The following is a 21,806-nucleotide window of genomic DNA, read 5'->3' on the forward strand; positions in this document are numbered from 1 at the left end:
GGCCGCGCTCGTCGGCTCGCGATCGCGCACCGCCAACGGCAAAGCCCCTTGAACGCGACTACTTCACGGGAGACTAAAATCATGCCAGGCATTCACCCAAATCTGTTCCCTTCCAGCGCCTTCGCGCTTAAGTTTGCGCGCCGACGGTGCATCGGCCTTGCAGCCTGCTCCGGCAGGCATCGAGGCCGCTAGCCGCCACCCCGTCATTCGGCTCCCGCCCGGATGGCTGCAAGATCTGCGATCTCGCGGCAACCGTTCGGGAACACTGGACGGGCGGGCTGCGTTTCGTAGCCATGCCCATCGCCACCATGTCACTTCATGAGGAACGCCATGTCCTTCACGCTTCCCGACCTGACCTACTCCTATGACGCCCTCGCGCCCTACATGTCCCGCGAGACGCTGGAGTTCCATCACGACAAGCATCATCTTGCCTATGTGAACAACGGCAACAACCTGCTCAAGGGCACGGAGTGGGAAGGCAAGAGCCTCGAGGACATCGTCAAGGGCTCCTTCGGCAAGAATGCCGGCCTGTTCAACAATGCCGGCCAGCACTACAATCATCTGCACTTCTGGAAGTGGCTGAAGCCGAATGGCGGCGGTGCTATTCCCGGTAATCTCGAGAAAGCCATTGTCGATGGCCTCGGCTCGGTCGAGAAGGCCAAGGAAGACTTCATCCAGGCCGGCGTCACCCAGTTCGGCTCCGGCTGGGCCTGGCTCGCCGTCAAGGACGGCAAGGTCATCGTCACCAAGACCCCGAACGGCGAGAGCCCGCTGGTGCACGGCGCCACGCCGATCCTGGGCGTCGACGTCTGGGAGCACTCCTATTATATCGACTACCGCAACCGCCGCCCCGACTATCTCAAGGCTTTCGTCGACAATCTCGTGAACTGGGAATATGTCGCCGAACTCTACGAAGCGGCCGTGAAGTAAGCCATCCCGGAGCGTCATTCCGCCATTCGGATCGAATGGCGCTCTCCTCGAAAACATTGCCTGGGCATCCGGCGATCCCTCGGGCTGCAAGGCCGTTTTCGATCATTCGGCGAGAAGCTGGAAGGGCGGAGCTTTCTCCGCCCTTTGCATTTTAGGAGATTTCTCCGGCCTTTGGTTCGTCCGACGACAGGCCTTGTCCGATTTTTGGCACAAATCTCGAAGGGTGAATCTTGGAAAGCTCGTTCAAACTACTGATATTGTTGCGCTTTTCGAGAAATCGGTAGCCAGGCACCTGCAAGCGCCACGCATGGCTCGCCTAGCAGCCATGCAAACTCAGCAATTGTTTATTGTGCGGCGCACACTAAACTAATCCTCATCAAACGGCGCGGAACATTTCCCCGTTTGATAGCCCTCCTTGGGCGTTTCCTCCCTAGACTTGGGCCGCAGCGCAAGCTGCGGCCTCTTTCTTTTCCAGGGGCCGCCGCACTCTGACGCAATCGCCGAGAATCGCAAGGCCCATGGAAACGGCGGCATCGGGACAAGCCAGCGCTCCATATGAGCGCAACCAGCTCGAACGGCAGCTTCTCCACCGCAAATCCACGCCTCCGTCACCCGCCAGCAGCACTTTGAGGGCGATAGTGCCTGTTCCCGCCAGCCAAAGCCGCGTATAGGGCGGAGCTGACATCACGATAGGCCCTATCCTTGCTGAAGAACATTCTTTCCATCGGCGCCTGGACCATGGTGTCGCGCGTGACCGGCTTTGTCCGGGACGCCCTGATGGCCGCCCTGATGGGAAGCGGCCCGGCGGCCGAGGCCTTCATCGTCGCCTTCCGCCTGCCGAACAATTTCCGCGCCATCTTCGGCGAAGGGGCTTTCAACGCCTCCTTCGTGCCGGCCTATACCAAGGTCCATCAGCAGGAAGGAGACGACGCCGCGAGGCTGTTCCAGGGGCGGATCGTATCGATATTGCTGATCTCGCAGGTCATCCTGCTGGGATTGGTGCTGATCTTCACGCCGCAATTCGTCGGCTTGAATGCGCCGGGCTTCGAGGACGAGCGCTTCGATCTCGCCGTCACGCTCACCCGCATCACCTTTCCCTATCTTATCCTGATCACCCTTGCCACGCTCTATGGCGGCGTGCTCAACGCCGTCGGGCGCTTCACGGCGGCGGCGGCCGCGCCGATCCTGCTCAACGTGGCGATGATCGCCACCCTGCTGGCGCATCATTGGTTTCCGACCACCGCCCACGCGGCAGCCTGGGGCCTCACCATCTCCGGTGTCCTGCAGCTCGGTTTCATGCTGTGGGCGGCGCACCGGGCCCGCGTGCTCGCCAAGCCCGAGCCGATCAAGCTGGATACGCCGGTGAGAGCCTTCTTCAAGGCGCTGGGACCCGCCACCATCGGCTCGATGGGCACCCAGATCGCCATCTTTGCCGACACCATCATCGCCTCGCTGCTATCGGCCGGCGCGGTGGCAGCCCTCTATTATGCCGACCGCATCAATCAATTGCCGCTCGGCATCATCGGCATCGCCGCCGGCACGGTGATTCTGCCGCAGATGAGCCGCCTGCTGGCGGCCGGTCAGGTCGAGGAAGCGCATGCCGCGCAGCGCCGCACTATCTTCCTGACCTGGTTGCTGGCAGCGCCTTTCCTTGCCGGTTTTCTCGCCGTTCCCGACCTCATCATGCGCGCGCTGTTCATGCGCGGCGCCTTCACGGCGGCTGACGCGGAGGCCGCTTCCAGCGCCCTTCTCGCCTATGGCGCTGGCTTGCCGGCCGTGGTGCTGATCCGCTCGGCCGTCGCCAGCTTCTATGCCCGCGGCGATACCGCGACGCCCCTTTGGGCCTCCCTCACCGGCATCGCCGTCAATATCGTGCTGAAGATCGTCCTGATGGGTCCGCTGCAGCAGGCGGGCCTCGCCCTGGCGACCTCCCTCGGCGCCTGGGTCAATCTCGGCCTACTGACGGTCCTGGCCAGCCGCCGCGGCTTCATGCATCTCGACCGGCGCCTCTATGCCATGCTGGCTTGTGTCGCCCTGGCGACCATGACTGCCGGCCTGGCCATGTATGCCGCCGCGACCGCCCTCGCGCCGCTCCTGGCCGGGCTCGCCCATATCGGCGACATCATAGGCCTCGTTTTCGTCGGCCTCGTCGGCGCCGCGTTTTACGGCGCCACCGTCTACTGTGCGTTCGGCACAGCCGGCATGGATCTCAAAAGCGCGTTACGACGCTGATGCCGATGCCATCAAAGCGGTCCATGCGCATCAGGGCTTCCGGCGCTTCCTCGAGGCCGATGCGGCTGCCGATCAGCTTCTGAGGCATCAACTTGCCGGCGGCGATCATGTCGAACATCGCCTGGTAGCGGAAAGCCTGCATGCCGTGGCTGCCGAGGATCTCGAGCTCATAGGCGATCACCCGATCCATCGGTATCGGCGGCCGGGCGTGGTCGCCCAGCATCAGGCCAACCTGGACGTGGCGGCCGCGCCGGCGCAGATTGCTGATGGAGTTGGCGCTGGTGACGGGGTGGCCCAGCGCATCCAGCGACACTTGGGCACCGCCGCCGGTGAGATCGCGGACAGCGGCCACGACATCCTCGGTCCGCGCCGCATTGATGGTCGCCACCGCACCGAGCTGGCGGGCGAAATCCAGTTTTTCATCGGTCAGGTCGATGGCCACCACATTGGCGCCGACGGCACTGGCGATCATGATCGCCGACAGCCCGACGCCGCCGCAGCCATGCACGGCAACCCAGTCCCCTGCCCGGACCCGCCCCTGGTCGACCACGGCCCTGAAGGAGGTGGCAAAGCGGCAGCCAAGGCTCGCCGCCGTCGCCGAGTCGAGCGTTTCGGGCAATTCGACCAGATTGGCGTCGGCGAAATCGAGCGCCACGAACTCGGCAAAGGAGCCCCAGCCCGTGAAGCCCGGCTGGAACTGCTGCTCGCAGACCTGCTGGTTGCCGCCCGCACATTCCCGGCAATGACCGCAGCCGGCGACGAAAGGCACGGTGACGCGCTGACCCGCACGCCAGCGCCGGACCTGGCTGCCGACCGCCACGATGGTGCCCGCCAATTCATGCCCGGGCACATGGGGCAGCACGATGTCGGGGTCGTGCCCCATCCAGCCATGCCAGTCGCTGCGGCACAGGCCCGTGGCCTCGACCTTGACGACCACCCCCTCCGGCGAGGGCGTCGGGTCGGGAACGCCCTGAAGTGTCGGCGGCTGCCTGAACTGTTCGAAGACCACGGCTTTCATGATGGATCCGTATCGCGCCCTTGAAGAGAGGGCCGGTGCCGGCACCGACCCCGCTCAGGGCTCTTCTTATTTGGCAAGCGCATCGAGAATACGCACCCAGGAGCGGATGCCCCTGTGGAAGCTGCGAACATCATATTTCTCGTTGGGCGAATGGATCTGATCGTCTTCCAGGGCAAAGCCGATCAGCAGCGAATCGATGCCGAGAATGCGCTGCATGTCGCCCACCACCGGAATCGAGCCGCCCGATCCGATCACCGGCGCGGTGCGTCCCCATTCCTCGGCCAGGGCCGCGCGCGCCTTGGCGAGAGGCTCGCTGTCGGCCGGCACGGCGATGGCCGGGCCGAGGCCGTGGGAGAGGAACTCCGCCCGGCAGTCCGCTGGCAGGCGATCGGTCACGAATTTACGGAAGGCAGCCTGCACCTTTTCGGGCTCCTGGCCCGCCACGAGGCGGAAGGACACCTTGGCGGAGGCCTGCGCGGCAATAACCGTCTTGGCACCCTCGCCCTCATAGCCGCCGCTGATGCCGTTGACGTCGCAGGTCGGGCGCACGGTGATCTGCTCGAGCACCGTGCGATCCTTCTCGCCGGCCGGCACTTTCAGGCCGACTTCGGCAAGATAGGCTTCGCCGTCGAAATCGAGCGCGGCCCACTCGGCCTTCACCGCATCGGGCAATTCCTTCACGCCGTCGTAGAAGCCCGGCAGGGTGACGCGGCCGTCGTCGTCATGCAGGGCGGCCAGGATCTTCGACAGGACCCGAATCGGGTTCTGGGCAGCGCCGCCATACATGCCGGAATGCAGGTCGCGACTGGCGGCCTTGATGGTGACTTCCTCATAGACCATGCCCCGCAGCATGGTGGTGATCGCCGGCGTTTCGCGATCCCACATATCGGTATCGCAGACCAGGCAGAAATCGGCCTTCAGCTCGTCCTTGTTCTCCTTGAGGAAGGGAATGAGGCTGCGCGAGGACGATTCTTCCTCGCCCTCCAGGAACACGGTCACGTCGATCGGCAGTTCTCCCCGCGTCTCGATCAGGGCACGGCAGGCCTCGATGAAGGTCATCACCTGGCCCTTGTCGTCGGAAGCGCCCCTGGCCACGATGATGTCGCCGTGGGGACCGGGCTTGCGCACCGGCTCAAACGGCTTGGTGTGCCACAGATTGAGCGGATCCGGCGGCTGCACGTCATAATGACCGTAGAACAGGACATGCGGGACGCCCGGCTTGCCGGTGCGGCGATGCCCCACCACCATGGGATGGCCGATGGTCTTGCGCGGGGAGGCGTCGAAGCCAATGTCTCTCAAGGCCGCGGCAGCCCATTCGGCGGCCTTCTGGCAATCGCCGGCATAGGCGCTGTCGGCGGAGATCGAAGGAATGCGGAGAAATTCGAACAGCCGGTCAAGGCTGGCATCGAGTGCCTTATCGGCAGCATCGAGTGCTTTATTGATGTCAGACATGGTCCCTAACGATGCGGGTGAGAAAGCGCCAAGCTAACCCGCCTTGCCCGCTCTGGGTAGGGCCGACTTGCCTCCCGATGGTATTTTCGCTGCCCGTCATTCCACCCTCCCCTCAGCGGGAAGGGCGAAAACAGGGTTGGTCAGCTCGCGAGGCTCCGCATCCGGGCGGTGAGTCGCGTGCGCTGGATCATCGACCCCACCCGTCGATAGATCTGCCGCGGCGAGACCGGTTCGGTGAGCACGGCATCGAACCCAGCCTGGGTCGCGGTGAGAAGCGCGGCGCGGTTCGGCTGGTTTGCGATCAGCAGAATCGGGACTTCGCGCAGCTCGCCCCCCTCGTCCTGGCTCAATGCTCCCAACAACGCAAAAGCATCGGCAAGCACCGGCAACGCGATCACCACGCCCAATGGCGGGTCCCGGCGCGCCATCTCCAAAGCATCCACGATGCCCGAAGCAAGTCTGACTTTGGTCATGCCGAAATCCAGGAGGTTCTCGCGCCAAAACTCGGCAACTTCCCGGTTTGGATTGACTAGCAAAACATCGGCAGATTGTATTACTTTTCTATTCGCCCGATCGTTCAGTATAGTTGTGCCATCCATCGCCCAAGAGCCTCCAGCAATCGCGCTCAAAAAGCTCATACGCCAAGGGTACCCAAACGTATATGCTGATCCCAATACCTCACCAGGAGGCCTAAGAACGCAATACGGGAAATTTGACGTAGGCGGGCCGAATAACGGCAAACTGGTAGTAATTATATACTGACTCTTCAGCTATGGGTTGTAAAATGACAACCCTAGCGCCGCGAACGCCCCCCGAGGACTCCTCTCAAAATCGCTTGGGTAATCTCGCGGCCCGCCGTCGTCGCGATCGTGCGGGTTACTGAGCGGATCACGGCTTGCGAGGTCGTCATGCGGCCGGAGGAGCGCCCCCCGCTGCTGCCCGAACCGAATACGCTTCCCAGCACGCTGCCAAGGAAACCGCCGCCCTCCTCCGCCTGCTCGGCCGGTGCGGCCTCGCCGGTGACCCGGCGCTGAAGCATTTCGAAGGCCGATTCGCGATCGACCACGGTTTCATATTTGCCGCGCAGTGGGGACGCCTGCTGGATCGCCTGGCGTTCGGCGGGCGTGATGGCACCCACCCGCGCTGCCGGCGGCAGGATGAGGGCGCGCTGCACGATGGACGGCACGCCATTGCCTTCGAGGAAGGAGATCAGGGCCTCCCCCTTGCCGAGTTCCGAGATGACCTTGGCCGTGTCGAGCTCAGGATTGGGGCGGAAGGTCTCGGCAGCCGCCTTGACCGCCTTCTGGTCGCGGGGGGTAAAGGCGCGCAGCGCATGCTGCACGCGATTCCCGAGCTGGCCGAGCACGGTGTCGGGCACATCGAGCGGGTTCTGGGTGACAAAATAGACGCCGATCCCCTTGGAGCGGATCAGGCGCACCACCTGCTCGATCTTCTGCAGCAATGCGGGCGGGGCATCGTTGAAGAGAAGATGCGCCTCGTCGAAGAAGAACACCAGCTTGGGCTTGTCGAGGTCACCGACCTCGGGCAATTGCTCGAAGAGTTCGGACAGCAGCCAAAGCAGGAAAGTGGCGTAGAGCTGGGGCGCCATCATCAGCTTGTCGGCCGCCAGAATATTGATGGTACCGCGCCCCTTGGCATCGAGCAGGCCGATATCGGCGAGCGACAGGGCAGGCTCGCCGAAAAATTTATCGCCACCCTGCTGTTCCAGCGCCAGCAGCTGGCGCTGGATCGCCCCCACCGTCGCCTTGGAGACATTGCCATAGCTCTTGATCAGTTCGGCGGCCTTGTCGGCCATGTCGGACAGCAGGGCCTGCAGGTCCTTGAGATCGAGCAGCAGCAGGCCCTGGTCGTCGGCAAGCTTGAAGGCGGCGTTGAGCACGCCCTCCTGGACGTCGTTGAGCTGCAGCATCCGGGCCAGCAGGAGCGGTCCGACATCGGAGACGGTCGCGCGGATCGGTGTCCCCTGCTCGCCGAAGACGTCCCAGAACTGCACCGGAAACTGGTCGGGCTGATAGGTGATGCCGACCTCGGTGGCGCGCTTGACGATGAAGTCCTTGGCTTCGCCACGCTGGGAAACGCCGGACAGATCGCCCTTGATGTCCGCCGCGAAGACCGGCACGCCGCGGGCGGAGAATCCCTCGGCCAGCACCTGCAGCGTCACCGTCTTGCCGGTTCCCGTGGCCCCGGTGATCAGCCCATGCCGATTGCCGAAGGCCAGCGCGAGATATTGGGGCTCTGCGCTCTTGGCGACGAAAATCCGGCTCTGATCGGTCATCTCTTCCTATCCTGAACGGTCAAATCGCGAGGCGAACCATACCCGCCCACGCAACATATCGCTACGGGCAACGGCTTGATGAAGCGTTACAAGTATTTAAAGCCACGGCCTTGATCTCCATGGCAAAATGGGAAACAGAGAAGAGCGGTTTGCCTATCGTGAATCTTTGGTAGCATCCACGTCACGTCAGGGAGAAGAAAAATGGAAGAGCTGGTCGCCCAATTGGGTGCTAAAATTGGCGTGAGCCCCGACGTTGCGACTCAGGCCATCGGTGCCGTGCTTGCCTTCCTGGAGCGGGAAGGCCCTGCCGACGCGGTATCGAAGCTCGTCGATTCGATCAGTGGCGCGCGTGAAGTCACCAATGAGGCCATGAATGCCCAGAGCGGCGGCTTCATGGGCATGCTGGCCGGCATGGTCGGCCATGTCGGCGGCGGCATTGCCGGCCTTGGCGGCCAGTTGATGGCTCTCGGCCTCGACCTCAACCAGATCCAGGCGATCGGCAAGGAACTCTTCGCCTATGCCGAGAAGGAAGCCGGGCCGGAAGTGGTCGGCAAGATCGTCGCCGAAATTCCCGAACTCGGCCAGTTCGTCTGAACCATGGCGGAGGCGGGTGCGGATGAGGCCCGTTGGCGCGATGCCGTCGCCGGCGTACTCAAGGGAGCCTCCTTCGAGGACAGGCTGACCAGCCTGTTGCCGGACGGTGCGCGCCTGCAGCCCATCTATGCCCGCAAGGCCGGCGCCCTGCCCATTCCCGGGCGCCCGCCGGCCTCGCCCTGGACCATCATCCAGCGCGCCGATCATCCCGATGTCGCGCCGGCGAACGGCCAGCTTCTGGAAGATCTCGAGGGCGGCGCCGGCGGCATCGCGCTGGTGACCACGCAAAGCCCGTTCGCGCGCGGCTTCGGCGTTGCGATTTCCACGCCCGGCAACCTGGACGGCCTTTTGGCCGGCGTCTTGCGCAATGCAATCGAGATCCGGCTCGAGGCAGGGTCGCAAACTCTCGAAGTGGCACGCTGGCTCAGCGAGATCGACGACGGCACTGTTCATTATGGCTACGACCCGATCGGCCTGCTCGCCACCACCGGCAACCTGCCGACGGGCTGGCCCTCCACCGCCTCGGTCCTGGCCAATCACCGCCAGGGCGGCACCGTTCTGACGGCGGACGGGCGCCCCCTTCACGAAGCGGGCGCCACGCCGGGGCTGGAGCTTGCCGGCATGCTCAGTGCGGCCCTGTCCTATCTGCGCGTCCTGGAGGCGACCGGCTTGCGCCTCGAGGAGGCGCGCCATTGCGTCGGATTTGCGATCGCCGCCGACCAGGACGTGTTCACCACCATCGCCAAGCTCCGGGCCCTGCGCCTGCTTTGGCTCGAGATCGAGGACGCCTGCGACCTCGCCGCCAGTCCGATCCATATCCACGCGGAAACCGCCTGGCGCATGCTGAGCCGGCGCGACCCGGCCACCAACATGCTGCGCAACGGGCTGGCCGCCGCCGCCGCCGGGCTGGGCGGCGCCGACAGCATCGCCATTCTCCCTCATACGGCCGCCAATGGGCTCGCCGACGCCCATGCCCGGCGCGTCGCCCGCAATTGCCAGCACGTCCTGATCAGCGAAGCCAATCTGCACCGCATCGCAGACCCGGCAGCCGGCTCCGGCGGGCTGGAGGCGATGACCGATGCCCTTCGCGAGGCGGGCTGGGCCCAGTTCCAAGCCATCGAGCGCCAGGGTGGCATCATCAATGTGATCCAGTCAGGCTGGCTGCAGGAAGAGATCGAGCGGCTGCGCCAGCCTGTCGGCACCATCATCGGCGCCAATAAATACGCGCTGGCCAAAGAACCGGCCGTTTCAGTGCTGCGGCCGGCCCCCGCCGACACCGCGTCGCCTGCCGCCCTGGCCCTGAGCCGCAGGCGCGATGCAGTCCCGTTCGAGAGTGCGCCCGAAAGCGCGCCAGGAGGCGCCGCATGAGCCGCATCCCCGATTTCTCGAACCTTCCCCTGCGCCGGCTTTCGCCAGGCCCGCTCCTGACCGGCGAGGTCTGGCAAACGCCTGAAGGTATCGACATCAAGGCCGTGCATGGGGAGAGCGACCTGATCGGCCTGCAGGCCGTCGATTCCTGGCCGGGCCTGCCGCCCTTCCTGCGCGGCCCCTACTCGACCATGTATGTCCAGCAGCCCTGGACCATCCGCCAATATGCCGGCTTCTCCACCGCCGAGGAATCCAACGCCTTCTATCGCCGCAACCTCGCGGCCGGCCAGAAGGGGCTGTCGATCGCCTTCGACCTCGCCACCCATCGCGGCTATGATTCCGACCATCCCCGTGTGACCGGCGATGTCGGCATGGCCGGCGTCGCCATCGATTCCATCATCGACATGCGCACCCTGTTCCAGGGCATTCCGCTCGATGAGATGTCGGTATCGATGACCATGAACGGCGCCGTGCTGCCGATCCTGGCGCTCTATATCGTCGCGGCCGAAGAGCAAGGCGTCTCGCCCGACAAGCTGGCAGGGACCATTCAGAACGACATTCTGAAGGAGTTCATGGTCCGCAACACCTATATCTACCCGCCGGGCCCCTCCATGCGCATCGTCGGCGACATCATCGCCTATACCGCGCAGAACATGCCGAAATTCAACGCGATCTCGATTTCCGGCTACCACATGCAGGAAGCCGGCGCGACGCAGGACCTGGAGCTCGGCTACACCCTGGCCGACGGGGTCGAATACATCAAGGCCGGGCTGAAGGCCGGGCTCGACATCGACCATTTCGCTCCGCGCCTGTCCTTCTTCTTCGCCATCGGCATGAATTTCTACATGGAGGTGGCCAAGCTGCGCGCCGCCCGCTTGCTGTGGACGCGCCTGGTAGAGCAGTTCCATCCGAAATCGGCCAAATCCCTGGTCTTGCGCACGCATTGCCAGACTTCCGGCTGGTCGCTGACCGCGCAGGATGTCTACAACAACGTCACCCGCACCTTGATCGAGGCGATGGCGGCCACGCAAGGCGGCACCCAATCCCTGCATACCAACGCCCTCGACGAGGCCCTGGCGCTGCCGACGGATTTTTCGGCCCGCATCGCGCGAAACACCCAGCTCGTGCTGCAGCAGGAGAGCGGCACCACGAGGCTGATCGATCCGTGGGGCGGGGCCCACGCCATCGAAAGCCTCACCGCCGACCTCGCAGCCAAGGCCTGGCAGCATATCGAGGAAGTCGAGGCGATGGGCGGCATGGCCAAGGCAATTGAAGCCGGCCTGCCCAAGTTGCGCATCGAAGAAGCTGCCAGCCGGACCCAGGCCCGCATCGATGCCGGCGAACAGGCGGTGATCGGCGTCAATATCTACAAGCCCCCTTCGGAGCCGCCGCTCGACCTGCTCAAGGTCGACAATTCGGCCGTGCGTGCGGCCCAGATCGCCAAGCTCGGGCAGTTGAAGGCCGAGCGCGATCCGGCTGCCCTGGAGCAGGCCCTGGATGCCTTGAGCAAGGGCGCGGAAGGCGATGCCAATCTCCTGGCCCTCGCCGTCGATGCCGCCCGGGCCAAGGCGACCGTCGGCGAGATCTCCTCGGCGCTCGAAAAGGTGTTCAGCCGCCACAAGGCGGAGATCCGCGCCACCTCTGGTATCTACAAGGCTGCGATGAGCGGGGACGGCATCGAGAAGGTGCAGCGCCAGACTGCCCTCTTCCGCGAGGAGGAAGGGCGTCCACCCAAGATCCTCGTCGCCAAGATGGGACAGGACGGGCATGACCGGGGCCAGAAGGTCATCGCCTCCGCCTTCGGCGATCTCGGTTTCGAGGTCGAGATCGGCCCCCTGTTCGCCACGCCTGCCGAAGTCGCCAGGCAGGCGGCCGACAGCGATGTCCATATCGTCGGCGTTTCGTCCCTCACCGCCGGCCATCTCACTTTGGTCCCCGCCTTGCGCAAGGCCCTGGTAGCCGAGGGGCGGCCCGATATCATGATCGTGGTGGGCGGCGTGGTACCCGAACAGGATTTCGAGGCGCTTTATGCGGCTGGTGCCCAGGCAATCTTCCCGCCCGGCACGGTGATCACAGAGGCGGCCAGTGGCCTGCTCGACGAATTGCTGAATCAATTGCGTCACCGCCATCACAACCGGCGTTGATGCGATGGCGGCGGATCCTCTCGGCGAGGCCATCCGGCCCCCCCCCCCAGCCTCGCCACATCCGCTCGTGATCGCCTGACAATCGCGCGGATTCTGCGCGTCAATCACGCCGGCGAATATGGCGCCATCCGGATTTATGGCGCCCAGATTGCTGTCTCAAAACTGGTGTGGCCCGACATGGTACCGCATCTGTCCGGCATGCTCGCCGACGAAATCCGACATTGCGCCCTGTTCCGGGCAGCGATGCCGACCCGACAATCGCGCCCCTGCCGCATCATGCAGCTATGGAGCCTGGGTGGTTTCGTCCTCGGCTTCCTCACCGCCTTGGCTGGCCGGCAGGCAATCTGGGTCTGCACGGCGGCCGTGGAGGCGGCGGTGCATCGCCATCTCGGCGACCAGCTTCACTTCCTGGCGGGCCGCGACGAGGGCGCAAGAACCATCATTCTCGATATCAACGAGGAGGAGGTCGCCCATTTAACCACCGCGCAAAGCCAGTTGACCGAGCCGGGACTGCCGAAACGCGTTCTCCATGGTGTGATCACCGCGCTGACCGACATGATGATCTTCCTGTCGACATGGGGCGATTCCGTTCGTATGGCGCGCGCACTGGCCGAGCAGGCCCAGGATACAGGCCGGAAATAGCTCGTCACGACTTCGCGGAAATCGCGCTCAATTCTTCCAGATCGAGGTCGCGTTCCAGCTCGTGCAGCGTCTCGTTGTCGATCTTCCCGGCCCGGTGAAGCCTGATCAGCTCGTCGCGCCCGGTGGCGATCGCGGCCAGGACGACGTCGAAATGCGCATGAAGGCCCGGCTGGTATTCTTCGGTGCGCTCGGCATAGTCGATGATCATCGTGGCCCTGCGCTGGTAGCGCTCCAGCAGCCGGGGATGAATGAGATTGCCCTCGCTGTCGTAGGCCAGCTTCTGGATGGTCACCAATTGCTTCTGCGCCATGGCGGCTTCGGCCTGGGCCATGGTAAGGCGTGCCCTTTCCGATTCCGGCTCGACCGGCTTTACCCAGCCGATCATCTGCCCCAGGGTGGTGCCCTGGACGAGCACCGTTCCCAGAATCACGGCGAACGAGGTCACCAGGATGAAGTCGCGGCCGGGGAATCCTTCCGGCACGCTCAGTGCCAGGGCCAGGGTGACGACACCGCGTACGCCGGCCCAGCTCAGGATGGTGGCGTTTGCAAGGCCGAGCGGGGTGTAGCGCTTGAACCCCACAGCCACGCAGAGCCGGATCACCAGATCGGAGCCGAACACCCAGGCAAAGCGTGCGAGGGTGAGCGCCAGCAGGATCACGAGAATGGGGACGAGCATGGTGTCGGCCACGACGCCGAAGCCGCCACCACGTTCCACCACGCCCCGCAGGGTGAAGCCGATCAGGATGAAGACCGCCGCCTCCATCAGAAAGATCATCACGGTCCAGAACGCCGTACCGCGCATGCGTATCGAGGCCGAAAACACGGTGTGCTGATACCAGCCCGCAATCAGGCCCGTGGTGACCGTGGCGATCACGCCGGAGACATGGATCATCTCGCCGAGCAGGTAGGATGACCAGGACAACAGGCATGTGGCGGCGATGATCAGATATTCGTCGCCGAGGCGGCGTGCGAGCAGGACCCATGTACCACCGGCGGCGACACCGACGAGGACGCCGCCCAATGCCAGCAGAAAGAACTCGCCGACGGCATCCACCGCGCTGAAAGTACCGGTGACGCCCGCCGCGATGGCAAAGCGAAACAGCACAAGCCCGCTCGCATCGTTGAGCAGGCTTTCGCCCTCGAGCAGAATCTGCAGGCGCCGAGGCAGTTTCACCCGCTGCAGCACGGCACGGGCGGAGACGGCATCGGGCGGCGAGACGATCGCGCCGAGCGCCGCACAAGCGGCCCAGGGCAACGATGGAAAGAGCAGATGGGTGACCACGGCCACGACGACGCAGGTGAAGACCACCGCCCCGACCGCCAGCGAGGCAATGCCGATCATGTGACGTCGCAATCGCCCGAGCGCGATGAACCAGGCCCCGTCCATCAGGAGCGGCGGCAGGAAGATCACGAGCACCAGGTTGGGATCGAGCGCGATGGCGGGCAGGCCCGGCAGAAAGGCAAGCGACGCTCCGCCGACCAGCAGGGCCACGGATGGCGGCAAGCCGAGCTTGCCCGCGGCATAATGCAGGACGATGATCGCGAGAAACATCGCGATCACCAGTTCGAACAGCTGAATTGGGTCCATCCGCCTCTGCCCCGATTTGGCTTTTGCAGACCCTATAACGTCACGTCGGAAATGAAAGCCGGCGTTCGAGCACCGATCCAGCGGGTGATGGGCTACACACATCTTCCTCCACGTCGAAAGGCGCCCTCCTCCGCTCAGCGCGGAGCGGTGACGATCACGTTCCAGGAGCCCGGCATGAGCCTGGCCTGCAGGCGGTCTCCCTCCAGGCTCACTTTTTCGATCGGCGCCGGCGCGACGGTATCCTGAGCGTCCTTGGTATTGACCGCCTTCATGTTGGGATGATGGATCTGCAACGCCTCCACCACCTGTCGGTTGCCGCCGAAGCCGCGCAGCAGGACTTCGAGGTCCATCGGTTCGCCGAGATGGCGGTTCAGGGCGAAGATGGTGACCTGGCCGGTCGTCTCGTCCTCGGTGACACAGGCATGGAGGTAGGGAATTTCCGGCGCCGTCTTGCCGGCATAGGAGGGTGAAGAGATCAGCGAACGCAGCACGCGGCCATGGGCATGGCGTGCCGTGAGAGCGAAGGGATGGAAGATGGTCTGGCGCCAGGCCGCCCCGCCCGGCTCCGTCATGATCGGCCCGATGATGTTGACCAGCTGGGCGATGCAGGCGCATTTCACCCGGTCGGCATTATTGAGCAGCGTGATCAGCGCACCACCCACCAGGAGCGCATCCTCGGTATTGTAGACTTCCTCGATCAGCGGCGGGTGCTCGGGCCAGCCCGGCTTGCGCAGATGCTCATGCGTGCGGGCCTTGTACCAGACGTTCCACTCGTCGAGAGATAGCATGATCCGCTTGGGCGAGCGGCGCGTGGCGGCCACGGCGTCGGCGATGGCCACCACCTCCCGGATGAAGGCTTCCAGGAGCTCGATATTGCCGAGGAACTCCTCGGTGCTGTCATGCGGGTTCTGGAAATAGGTGTGCAGGGAGATGAAGTCGACATAGTCGAAGCAATGGTCGAGAACCTCGTACTCCCAGCGGGCATAGGTAGCCATGTCGCGGTTGGACGAGCCGCAGGCCGCCAGCTCAATGGAGGGATCGACCCAGCGCATCACCTTGGCCGTCTCATGGGCGATGCGGCCATATTCGCCCGCCGTCTTGGCACCGATCTGCCAGGGACCGTCCATCTCGTTGCCCAGGCACCAGAACTTGATGTCGTGCGGCTTTTCATAGCCGTGGCTCTTGCGCAGCTCCGAGAGCTCCGTGCCGCCGGGATGGTTGCAATATTCGATGAAGCGGCGTGCCTCGTCATGGTCGCGGGTGCCGAGATTGACGCCAAACATCGGCTCCACCCCGACCTTCCGGGACCAGTCGATGAATTCATTGGTGCCGAAGGCGTTGGTTTCCGTCGAGAACCAGGCAAGGTCGAGCCGGCGCGGCCGCTTCTCCACCGGGCCGACGCCGTCTTCCCAATTGTAGCCGGACAGGAAATTGCCGCCGGGATAGCGCACGATGGTGGTGCCGAGTTCGCGGGTCAGCTCGGCGACATCCTGGCGGAACCCCTGCTCATCCGCAGTGGGATGGCCGGGCTCGAAGATACCGGTGTAGACGCACCGTCCCATATGCTCGACGAAGGTACCGAAGATGCGGCGGTCGAGATCGGAGATGATGAAATCGTGATCGACGATCAGGCGGGCGGACGGCATGGCAAAAACTGACCTTTGAACCTGGAAGAGATTTGGCGGGAAAGGGACCCACGGCGGGAGGAGAGCCGTGGGTCCTATGGCGTTTTGCGGCGGGGTCACCACGAACCGCAAAGACGCGTCGACTCAAAGAGTTGGAGCGAATGAGCGTTCACACTTGAGCGCGCTTTGCTCTGGGCGTGACGAAACGCGGCCTTATTTCGCGTTCGCCAGCAGTTCATTGATGCGGGACTGGGCATCGGCGAGCGCGGCGTCGATCTCCTTGTCCCCGGTCACGCCGGCGGTGACCTCGTCATTCTCGATCTCCTGGATCGCGAACTGGCGCTTCACCGCCGCCGGGCGGGCGGCGCCATTTGTGGTCAGCGGCGCGAGATCGGCCCGATGCGGCAGGGCCTTGAATTCGGCGCTGTCGGCCACGGATTTGCGGATGGGCAGATGCCCGGTGCGCGACCACTGGAAATCATTGTCCCACAGGAATTTCAGGAATGCGTAGGCCGACTTGCGCTGCGCATCGGAAAGATCGGCCTTGAGGATTACCCAGCTATGCCCATCGGCCCAGACGCGAGGACTGCCGGGATAGAGCTGCGGGAAAGGCACTACCGCATAGCCGTTGGACAAGGGCGCGCCGCTCTTCTTGGATTCCTGGTCGTAGGTATCGACCAGCCAGGTGCCGCAGATGAACACGCCCGCATCCCCGGCCGCGAAGCTGGCAACCGAGGCGGCATAATCCTGCCCCCTGGTGGTGTCGCCATTCTGGTAGAGCGTCTTCAGCAGCGTCGCGGCATTCTTGGCCTCGGGCGTGGTGAAATTGACCTTGGTCGGATCGGCGAAGAACTCCGAGTTCTGCTGGTAGAGCAGCGTGTCGAAGGTACGGGTGAAGAAGGCCCGCTCATTAGCGATGGTCCAGACGAAATAGGGCTTGCCCGTCTTTTCCTTGAACTGCTTGGCCTGGGCCAGCAGTTCCTCGCTGTTCTTGGGCAGGATCGGCTTGCCGGCGGCATCGACCAGCCCGGCCTGTTTGAACAGGTTCAGATTGATGTGCCAAAGCCAGGTATGGGTGTCGAACGGCAGGGCAAAGGTCTTGCCGTCCTTGGTGACGCCGGCCTTGGCGGCATCGGTGAAGTCGGCGGTATCGACACCCGCCGCCTTCAGGCCCTCATCGAGGGGTTCGAGCAGGCCGCGCGAGGAATAGTCGCTGATGACGGCCTCGTGCATCACCGAGATGGTCGGCGGCTCGCCCGAGCGGATGCGCGCGGTGAGCTGGTCATAGCCCGGCCATTCGACGATATCGACCTTGACGTGGGTATCCTTGCTCTCGGCATTGAACTTGTTGATCAGCGCCGTGATGATGCCGCACTCGCCATTGGCCTTGGCGACATCCGTCACCTTGCCGTAGTCGGCCTCACAGGCGCCGAAGAAGCGCGACACCGAGATCTCGGTCTTGTCCTGGGCGAGGCCGGCCTGCGACGACAGCAGAAGCACGGCCCCGGCATAGAGCAATCGTTTCAAACCGATCATGCATTTCCTCCGTTTCGGCCGATTTTGTTCAAGGTCGAGCGCGCGGCCGGGACGCGGAACCAGGAGATCTCGTTGCCTTCAGCGGATCGCGGCGCCGGCCACGGCGCGAACGATGTATTTCTGGAAGAACAGGTAGACGATGAAGACGGGCAGCCCGGCGAAAACGGCCTGCGCCATCAGGAAGCCGAGCCCCTCCGACTGGGCGAAATTGGTCTGCGTCGAGGCCATCCCGACGGTGAGGGTGAACATGTCGGGCTTGGTCGCCGAGATCAGCGGCCACAGATAGTCGTTCCACGCCGAAAGGAAGGTGAAGATTCCGAGCGTGGCCTGGGCCGGGATGGTCAGCGGCAGCACCACTTTCCAGAAGATCTTGAAGCGGGAGGCATTGTCGAGCATCGCCGCCTCGTCGATGTCGCGCGGGATGGCCTTGAAATATTGCGTCATCAGGAAGACGCCGAAGGCATGGGAGAGCCCTGGCAGGATCAGCGCCGGATAGCCATTGTGCATCTTCCAGTCGGTGAACATCTGATGGCGGGCGATGATCACCGCCTGCTCGGGAATGGCAAGGCCGAGCAGCACCAGCACGAACAGGATGTCCCGCCCCGGAAACTCGGTGCGGGCAAAGCCGTAGCCGGCCAGGGAGGACAGCACCAGCGTGCCGATGGTCATGCCGCCGGCCACGATCATGCTGTTGACGAGCCAGCGGAACACGCCGGACGAGGCGATGATGTCGGTGTAGTTCTTGAATGTATAGGGCGGATGCAGGACCGTCGCGGTCGAGAACATCAGCTCCGAATTGGGCTTGAACGAGAGCACGATCACCCAGGCGACGGGGATCAGCCAGGCGACGGCGAGGACCAGCACGCCAGCCAGGATCACCCGGTCTCCGGCGGTGCGGCCGACGAATTGCTGCGCGCTCGCCATGGCTAGCCCTCCGTCCGCCGGCGGGCGGCGACATATTGCAGGATCGCGGCAATCGCCATCAACAGGAAGAGCACCTCCGAGGCCGCGGCGGCATAGCCGACATTCCAGCGCTGGAAGCCTTCCTCATAGATGAACTGCACGATGGGGCGCGAGGCGTTGTTTGGGCCTCCCCGCGTGAGAAGCTGGGCCTGGCCGAACAGCTGGAACTGCGCCACGATCTCGTAGATCGCCACGACGACGACGCTGCGCCGGATCGAGGGCAGCGTGATCGACCAGAAGGATCGCCAGCGCCCGGCATTGTCCAGGGCGGCCGCCTCATAGAGCTCGCCCGGTATCTGCTGCAGGGCGGCGAGGAACAGCATCATCGGCAGGCCAATCACCCACCACAGCGTGCACAGCGCAATGGCCGGCAAAGCAAGTTCCTGGCTGGTCAGGAACTGGATCGGCGGCAGCCCGAAGATCGCGAGTATGCCGGCGATCAGGCCCCGATCGGGCAGATACATCATCTTCCAGATGATGGTGACTATGGTCACCGACAGGACCGAGGTGCCGAAGAAGATCGCCCGCAGCGCGGCGCTGCCCTTGCTCTCCCGGTTGAGCGCGAGAGCGAGGCCAAGGCCGATGCCGACGAAAACCGGCACCGTCATCAGCACGAAGACAAACGTGTTGCTCACCGTGCCCAGGAAGACCTTGTCGGCGAACAGGCGCCGGAAATTCGCCAGGCCGGCAAAGGAAGCCGTCTGGTCGAACATGTCGTATTCCTGCAGGCTGATCCAGATGCCACGAAACAGCGGGTAGACCAAGAGGACGCCGTAGACGGCAAGGAAAGGCAGGACGAACAGGAGATTGCGCCAGCTCGGCCCGATCGAGGCGCCGGCATAGCGGGGTACGGGCGACGCAGCCGCTGCGGCGGGAAGGCTTTGCGTGGACATGGGCCCTCCTCACGCGGCATGGAAGGCAAGGCCGCCATCATCGAACAGATGCGCGGCCTGCGAATCCACCGAAAAGCGGGCCTCGCCCCCGGCGACGGCGGTCGAGGCGCCCTTGTCTTCGGCAACCAGCGAGGTGCCATCCGGCAGGCGCACATAAAGATGGGTGCGATCGCCGAGGCGTTCGACCACCTCGATCCGGCCGGCCAGGGCACCTGCCGGATCGGCCCGCACGGCTTCCGCCCTCACCCCCAGGCGCAGATTGGCGCCTCGCGGCAGGGTGGCGGCGGGCACGCGGGTGGTGATGGCGGTGCCATCCGCCAGAGTGGCGACTGCCAGACCGCCCTGCTCGGCGACCGTCACGGGCAGGAAGTTCATGGCGGGAGAACCGACGAAACGCGCCACGAATTCCGTGGCGGGCCGTGAATAGACTTCCATCGGCGTGCCCACCTGCTCGATCTTGCGGGCGTTCATCACCACGATGCGCTCGGCCAGCGTCATCGCCTCGACCTGATCATGGGTGACGAAGATGGTGGTGGCCTGGACCTGCTGGTGCAGGCGGGCCAGCTCGACACGGGTGCGTACGCGCAGCGCCGCATCGAGATTGGAAAGCGGCTCGTCGAACAGATAGGCCTTGGGGCTTTTCACCAGGGCGCGGCCGATGGCGACGCGCTGGCGCTGGCCGCCGGAGAGCTGGCCGGGCTTGCGGGCGAGGAGCGGCTCGATCTCCAGGATGCGCGCCGCTTCCTTCACCCGGCGGTCGATCTCCTGGCCGGGCATGGCGATGTTGCGCAGGCCGAACGCCATGTTCTCGTAGATCGTCATATGCGGATAGAGCGCGTAGTGCTGGAACACCATGGCGACGCCGCGCGCGCCCGGCGGCAGCCGGTCGACCCGCTGGCCGCCGATCGAGATCGAGCCGCCATCAACACGCTCCAACCCCGCAATCATGCGCAGCAAAGTGGACTTTCCGCAGCCCGACGGCCCGAGGAAGGCAATGAACTCGCCCGAGCGGATCTTCAAAGAGAGGTCTGCGATGACGTTCACGGCGCCAAAGGTCTTGGACACCCTGTCGATGTCGATGGCACTCAAGGCCTCTTCCTCCTACCATCTTTTCTTATTATCATCTGATGATAAGATAGAGGCAATCGCGATCCGGTGTCAATCGCCGCCGACGTGAAGAATGGCAATTTGTAGGAGGATTTCCCATTGGCAGGAGGGTTGCTGGGCGCTTTGTTCCTCCCCGATAGCAGTGTTAAGAGGTGGGGAGCCTCTCAGATCGCGGCGGCACCAGCCGGCGCGAAGAGCACGGTGCCGCCCGCATCCAGCAACGGGCTGGTTTGGAGATGAGTATGTTCGAGCGGGATACCGCCATCAGCACGATGAGCGCGCAGGTCGCGCGCATCATCGGCACCCGCATCACTTCGGGAGAATTTCGCCCCGGCGACACCCTGCCCATCGAGAACGAACTCTGCCAGGCCTATGGCGTCAGCCGCTCGACGGTGCGCGAGGCCGTGAAGAACCTGGCGGCCAAGGGACTGGTCGAGGTTTCCCCCAAGACCGGCACACGCGTGCTGCCCTTCGCCGACTGGAACCTGCTCGACCAGGATGTGCTCTCCTGGCGCCTGAACGCCCAGTTCGACGAGCGCATCATCGAGGATCTCTACGAAATGCGGAACTGCTTCGAGCCGCGCGCCTGCTTCCTGGCGGCGCGGGACGGCTCGGCGGATGACCTCGAACGCATCCGCATGCGCTTCTCCGACCTCGTCTCCATGCTCGGGCAGCCGGCTCTGGCGGCGGGCGCCGAGACGGAATTCCACCTCGCCATCATGACGGCCACCCATAACGGCCTGTTCGTCACCATCGGGCGGGCGGTCAAGACGGCCCTGAAGGTTTCCTTCGGCCTGACGCAGCGCAGCGCCAACGGCCAGGCGATGGACCTGCAGCCCTATCAGGCCGTGGTCTCGGCCATCCTCGCCCGCAAGGCTGACGAGGCCTCGCGGGCCATGAGCCAGTTGCTGGAAATTTCGCGGGCCCGCATGCTGGAGGCCCTGCGCAATGCCCCGCGTGCCGTCGAGAAGACGGCCGGCGAATAGGAGCCGCTCCGGCCGGGTCGGCATGCGCGGGACAATGCTGCAAACCTGTGCTTATCTTCCCTCCGTGGCTGGACAGCGAGGTGAGGTCCGATGATCCGCAGCGAGGAACTATTCGTCCGGTCCGGTGACGCCGAATGGCAGTCGACGCCGGACGGCAATCGGCGACGCGTCCTTGTCTACACCGACGAACTGATGCTGGTCGAATTCGCTTTCGAGAAGGATGGCGTGGGCTGGCTGCATTCCCATCCCCACATACAGTCCAGCTACGTCGCCGAGGGGCGGTTCGAGGTCACCATCGCGGGCAGAACCGAAACGCTCGCCGCCGGCGACAGCTTCATCGTGCCATCCGGCCTCGAACATGGCGTCAAGGCTCTGGAGAAAGGCCGGCTGGTCGACTGCTTCACCCCGCACCGCGCCGATTTCCTGGCATGA

Annotated in this window: 18 protein-coding genes; 8 read left to right on the forward strand and 10 right to left on the reverse strand. The window is 64.3% G+C overall.

The features are described 5' to 3' along the window. Positions 1–330: 330 nt before the first annotated feature. Together J8I29_RS27855 and murJ are read left to right on the forward strand one after the other, a co-directional pair. A complete protein-coding gene (locus tag J8I29_RS27855) occupies positions 331–930 on the forward strand; it encodes a superoxide dismutase (RefSeq protein WP_209434143.1) in 600 nt (199 codons plus the stop codon). A 702-nt stretch (positions 931–1,632) separates the two neighbouring features. Then, on the forward strand, positions 1,633–3,162 hold the full coding sequence (gene murJ, locus J8I29_RS27860; protein WP_209434144.1) for a murein biosynthesis integral membrane protein MurJ: 1,530 nt from the start codon (positions 1,633–1,635) through the stop codon (positions 3,160–3,162). Here the strand turns inward: murJ and J8I29_RS27865 are convergent. The 4 genes from J8I29_RS27865 to J8I29_RS27880 form a co-directional block, all read right to left on the reverse strand. After that, positions 3,140–4,180, reverse strand: coding sequence for a zinc-dependent alcohol dehydrogenase family protein (locus J8I29_RS27865; protein WP_209434145.1), 1,041 nt, complete (start codon positions 4,178–4,180; stop codon positions 3,140–3,142). The genes murJ and J8I29_RS27865 overlap by 23 nt on opposite strands. A gap of 66 nt (positions 4,181–4,246) precedes the next feature. Further along, positions 4,247–5,632, reverse strand: a complete 1,386-nt coding sequence (locus J8I29_RS27870; protein ID WP_209434146.1) for a M20/M25/M40 family metallo-hydrolase — start codon at positions 5,630–5,632, stop codon at positions 4,247–4,249. Between the two features lie 140 nt (positions 5,633–5,772). Beyond that, positions 5,773–6,105: a response regulator transcription factor gene (locus J8I29_RS27875; RefSeq protein WP_146126869.1), complete on the reverse strand. Its 333-nt coding sequence runs from the start codon at positions 6,103–6,105 to the stop codon at positions 5,773–5,775. A 320-nt stretch (positions 6,106–6,425) separates the two neighbouring features. Beyond that, entirely contained in the window at positions 6,426–7,928 is a 1,503-nt protein-coding gene (locus J8I29_RS27880) for a helicase HerA-like domain-containing protein (RefSeq protein WP_209434147.1), read from the reverse strand. 201 nt (positions 7,929–8,129) lie between these two features. On the opposite strand from J8I29_RS27880, the gene J8I29_RS27885 reads away from it, so the two are divergent. The 4 genes from J8I29_RS27885 to J8I29_RS27900 all read left to right on the forward strand — a co-directional run bounded on the left by J8I29_RS27885 (position 8,130) and on the right by J8I29_RS27900 (position 12,676). Continuing rightward, the gene (locus tag J8I29_RS27885; protein WP_105861723.1) at positions 8,130–8,522 is read left to right on the forward strand and encodes a DUF2780 domain-containing protein; all 393 of its coding nucleotides are present in this window, start codon (positions 8,130–8,132) and stop codon (positions 8,520–8,522) included. Between the two features lie 3 nt (positions 8,523–8,525). Then, positions 8,526–9,890: a methylmalonyl-CoA mutase family protein gene (locus J8I29_RS27890; protein WP_209434148.1), complete on the forward strand. Its 1,365-nt coding sequence runs from the start codon at positions 8,526–8,528 to the stop codon at positions 9,888–9,890. Continuing rightward, the gene (gene scpA / locus J8I29_RS27895) at positions 9,887–12,034 is read left to right on the forward strand and encodes a methylmalonyl-CoA mutase (protein WP_209434149.1); all 2,148 of its coding nucleotides are present in this window, start codon (positions 9,887–9,889) and stop codon (positions 12,032–12,034) included. Before J8I29_RS27890 ends, scpA begins: the two co-directional genes overlap by 4 nt. Before the next feature lie 75 nt (positions 12,035–12,109). Then, the gene (locus tag J8I29_RS27900; RefSeq protein WP_209434193.1) at positions 12,110–12,676 is read left to right on the forward strand and encodes a demethoxyubiquinone hydroxylase family protein; all 567 of its coding nucleotides are present in this window, start codon (positions 12,110–12,112) and stop codon (positions 12,674–12,676) included. Between the two features lie 4 nt (positions 12,677–12,680). Here J8I29_RS27900 and J8I29_RS27905 read toward each other — a convergent pair whose 3' ends face one another. The 6 genes from J8I29_RS27905 to ugpC all read right to left on the reverse strand — a co-directional run bounded on the left by J8I29_RS27905 (position 12,681) and on the right by ugpC (position 20,370). Next, a complete protein-coding gene (locus J8I29_RS27905) occupies positions 12,681–14,264 on the reverse strand; it encodes a Na+/H+ antiporter (protein WP_209434150.1) in 1,584 nt (527 codons plus the stop codon). Positions 14,265–14,398: 134 nt separating this feature from the next. Continuing rightward, positions 14,399–15,910 (reverse strand): alpha-N-arabinofuranosidase, encoded by a 1,512-nt coding sequence (locus J8I29_RS27910; RefSeq protein ID WP_209434151.1) that lies wholly within the window; start codon positions 15,908–15,910, stop codon positions 14,399–14,401. A 192-nt stretch (positions 15,911–16,102) separates the two neighbouring features. After that, positions 16,103–17,425: an extracellular solute-binding protein gene (locus J8I29_RS27915; protein WP_209434152.1), complete on the reverse strand. Its 1,323-nt coding sequence runs from the start codon at positions 17,423–17,425 to the stop codon at positions 16,103–16,105. A gap of 78 nt (positions 17,426–17,503) precedes the next feature. Next, positions 17,504–18,349 (reverse strand): carbohydrate ABC transporter permease, encoded by an 846-nt coding sequence (locus tag J8I29_RS27920; protein WP_105861716.1) that lies wholly within the window; start codon positions 18,347–18,349, stop codon positions 17,504–17,506. Between the two features lie 2 nt (positions 18,350–18,351). Next, entirely contained in the window at positions 18,352–19,281 is a 930-nt protein-coding gene (locus J8I29_RS27925) for a sugar ABC transporter permease (RefSeq protein ID WP_209434153.1), read from the reverse strand. 9 nt (positions 19,282–19,290) lie between these two features. Next, positions 19,291–20,370 (reverse strand): sn-glycerol-3-phosphate ABC transporter ATP-binding protein UgpC, encoded by a 1,080-nt coding sequence (gene ugpC / locus J8I29_RS27930; protein ID WP_209434154.1) that lies wholly within the window; start codon positions 20,368–20,370, stop codon positions 19,291–19,293. 260 nt (positions 20,371–20,630) lie between these two features. On the opposite strand from ugpC, the gene J8I29_RS27935 reads away from it, so the two are divergent. Both J8I29_RS27935 and J8I29_RS27940 read left to right on the forward strand, forming a co-directional pair. After that, a complete protein-coding gene (locus tag J8I29_RS27935) occupies positions 20,631–21,374 on the forward strand; it encodes a FadR/GntR family transcriptional regulator (protein ID WP_181161111.1) in 744 nt (247 codons plus the stop codon). A 90-nt stretch (positions 21,375–21,464) separates the two neighbouring features. After that, positions 21,465–21,806: a cupin domain-containing protein gene (locus J8I29_RS27940; RefSeq protein WP_105861713.1), complete on the forward strand. Its 342-nt coding sequence runs from the start codon at positions 21,465–21,467 to the stop codon at positions 21,804–21,806.

Source organism: Labrys sp. LIt4, from assembly GCF_017813775.1.
Taxonomy (GTDB): domain Bacteria; phylum Pseudomonadota; class Alphaproteobacteria; order Rhizobiales; family Labraceae; genus Labrys; species Labrys okinawensis_A.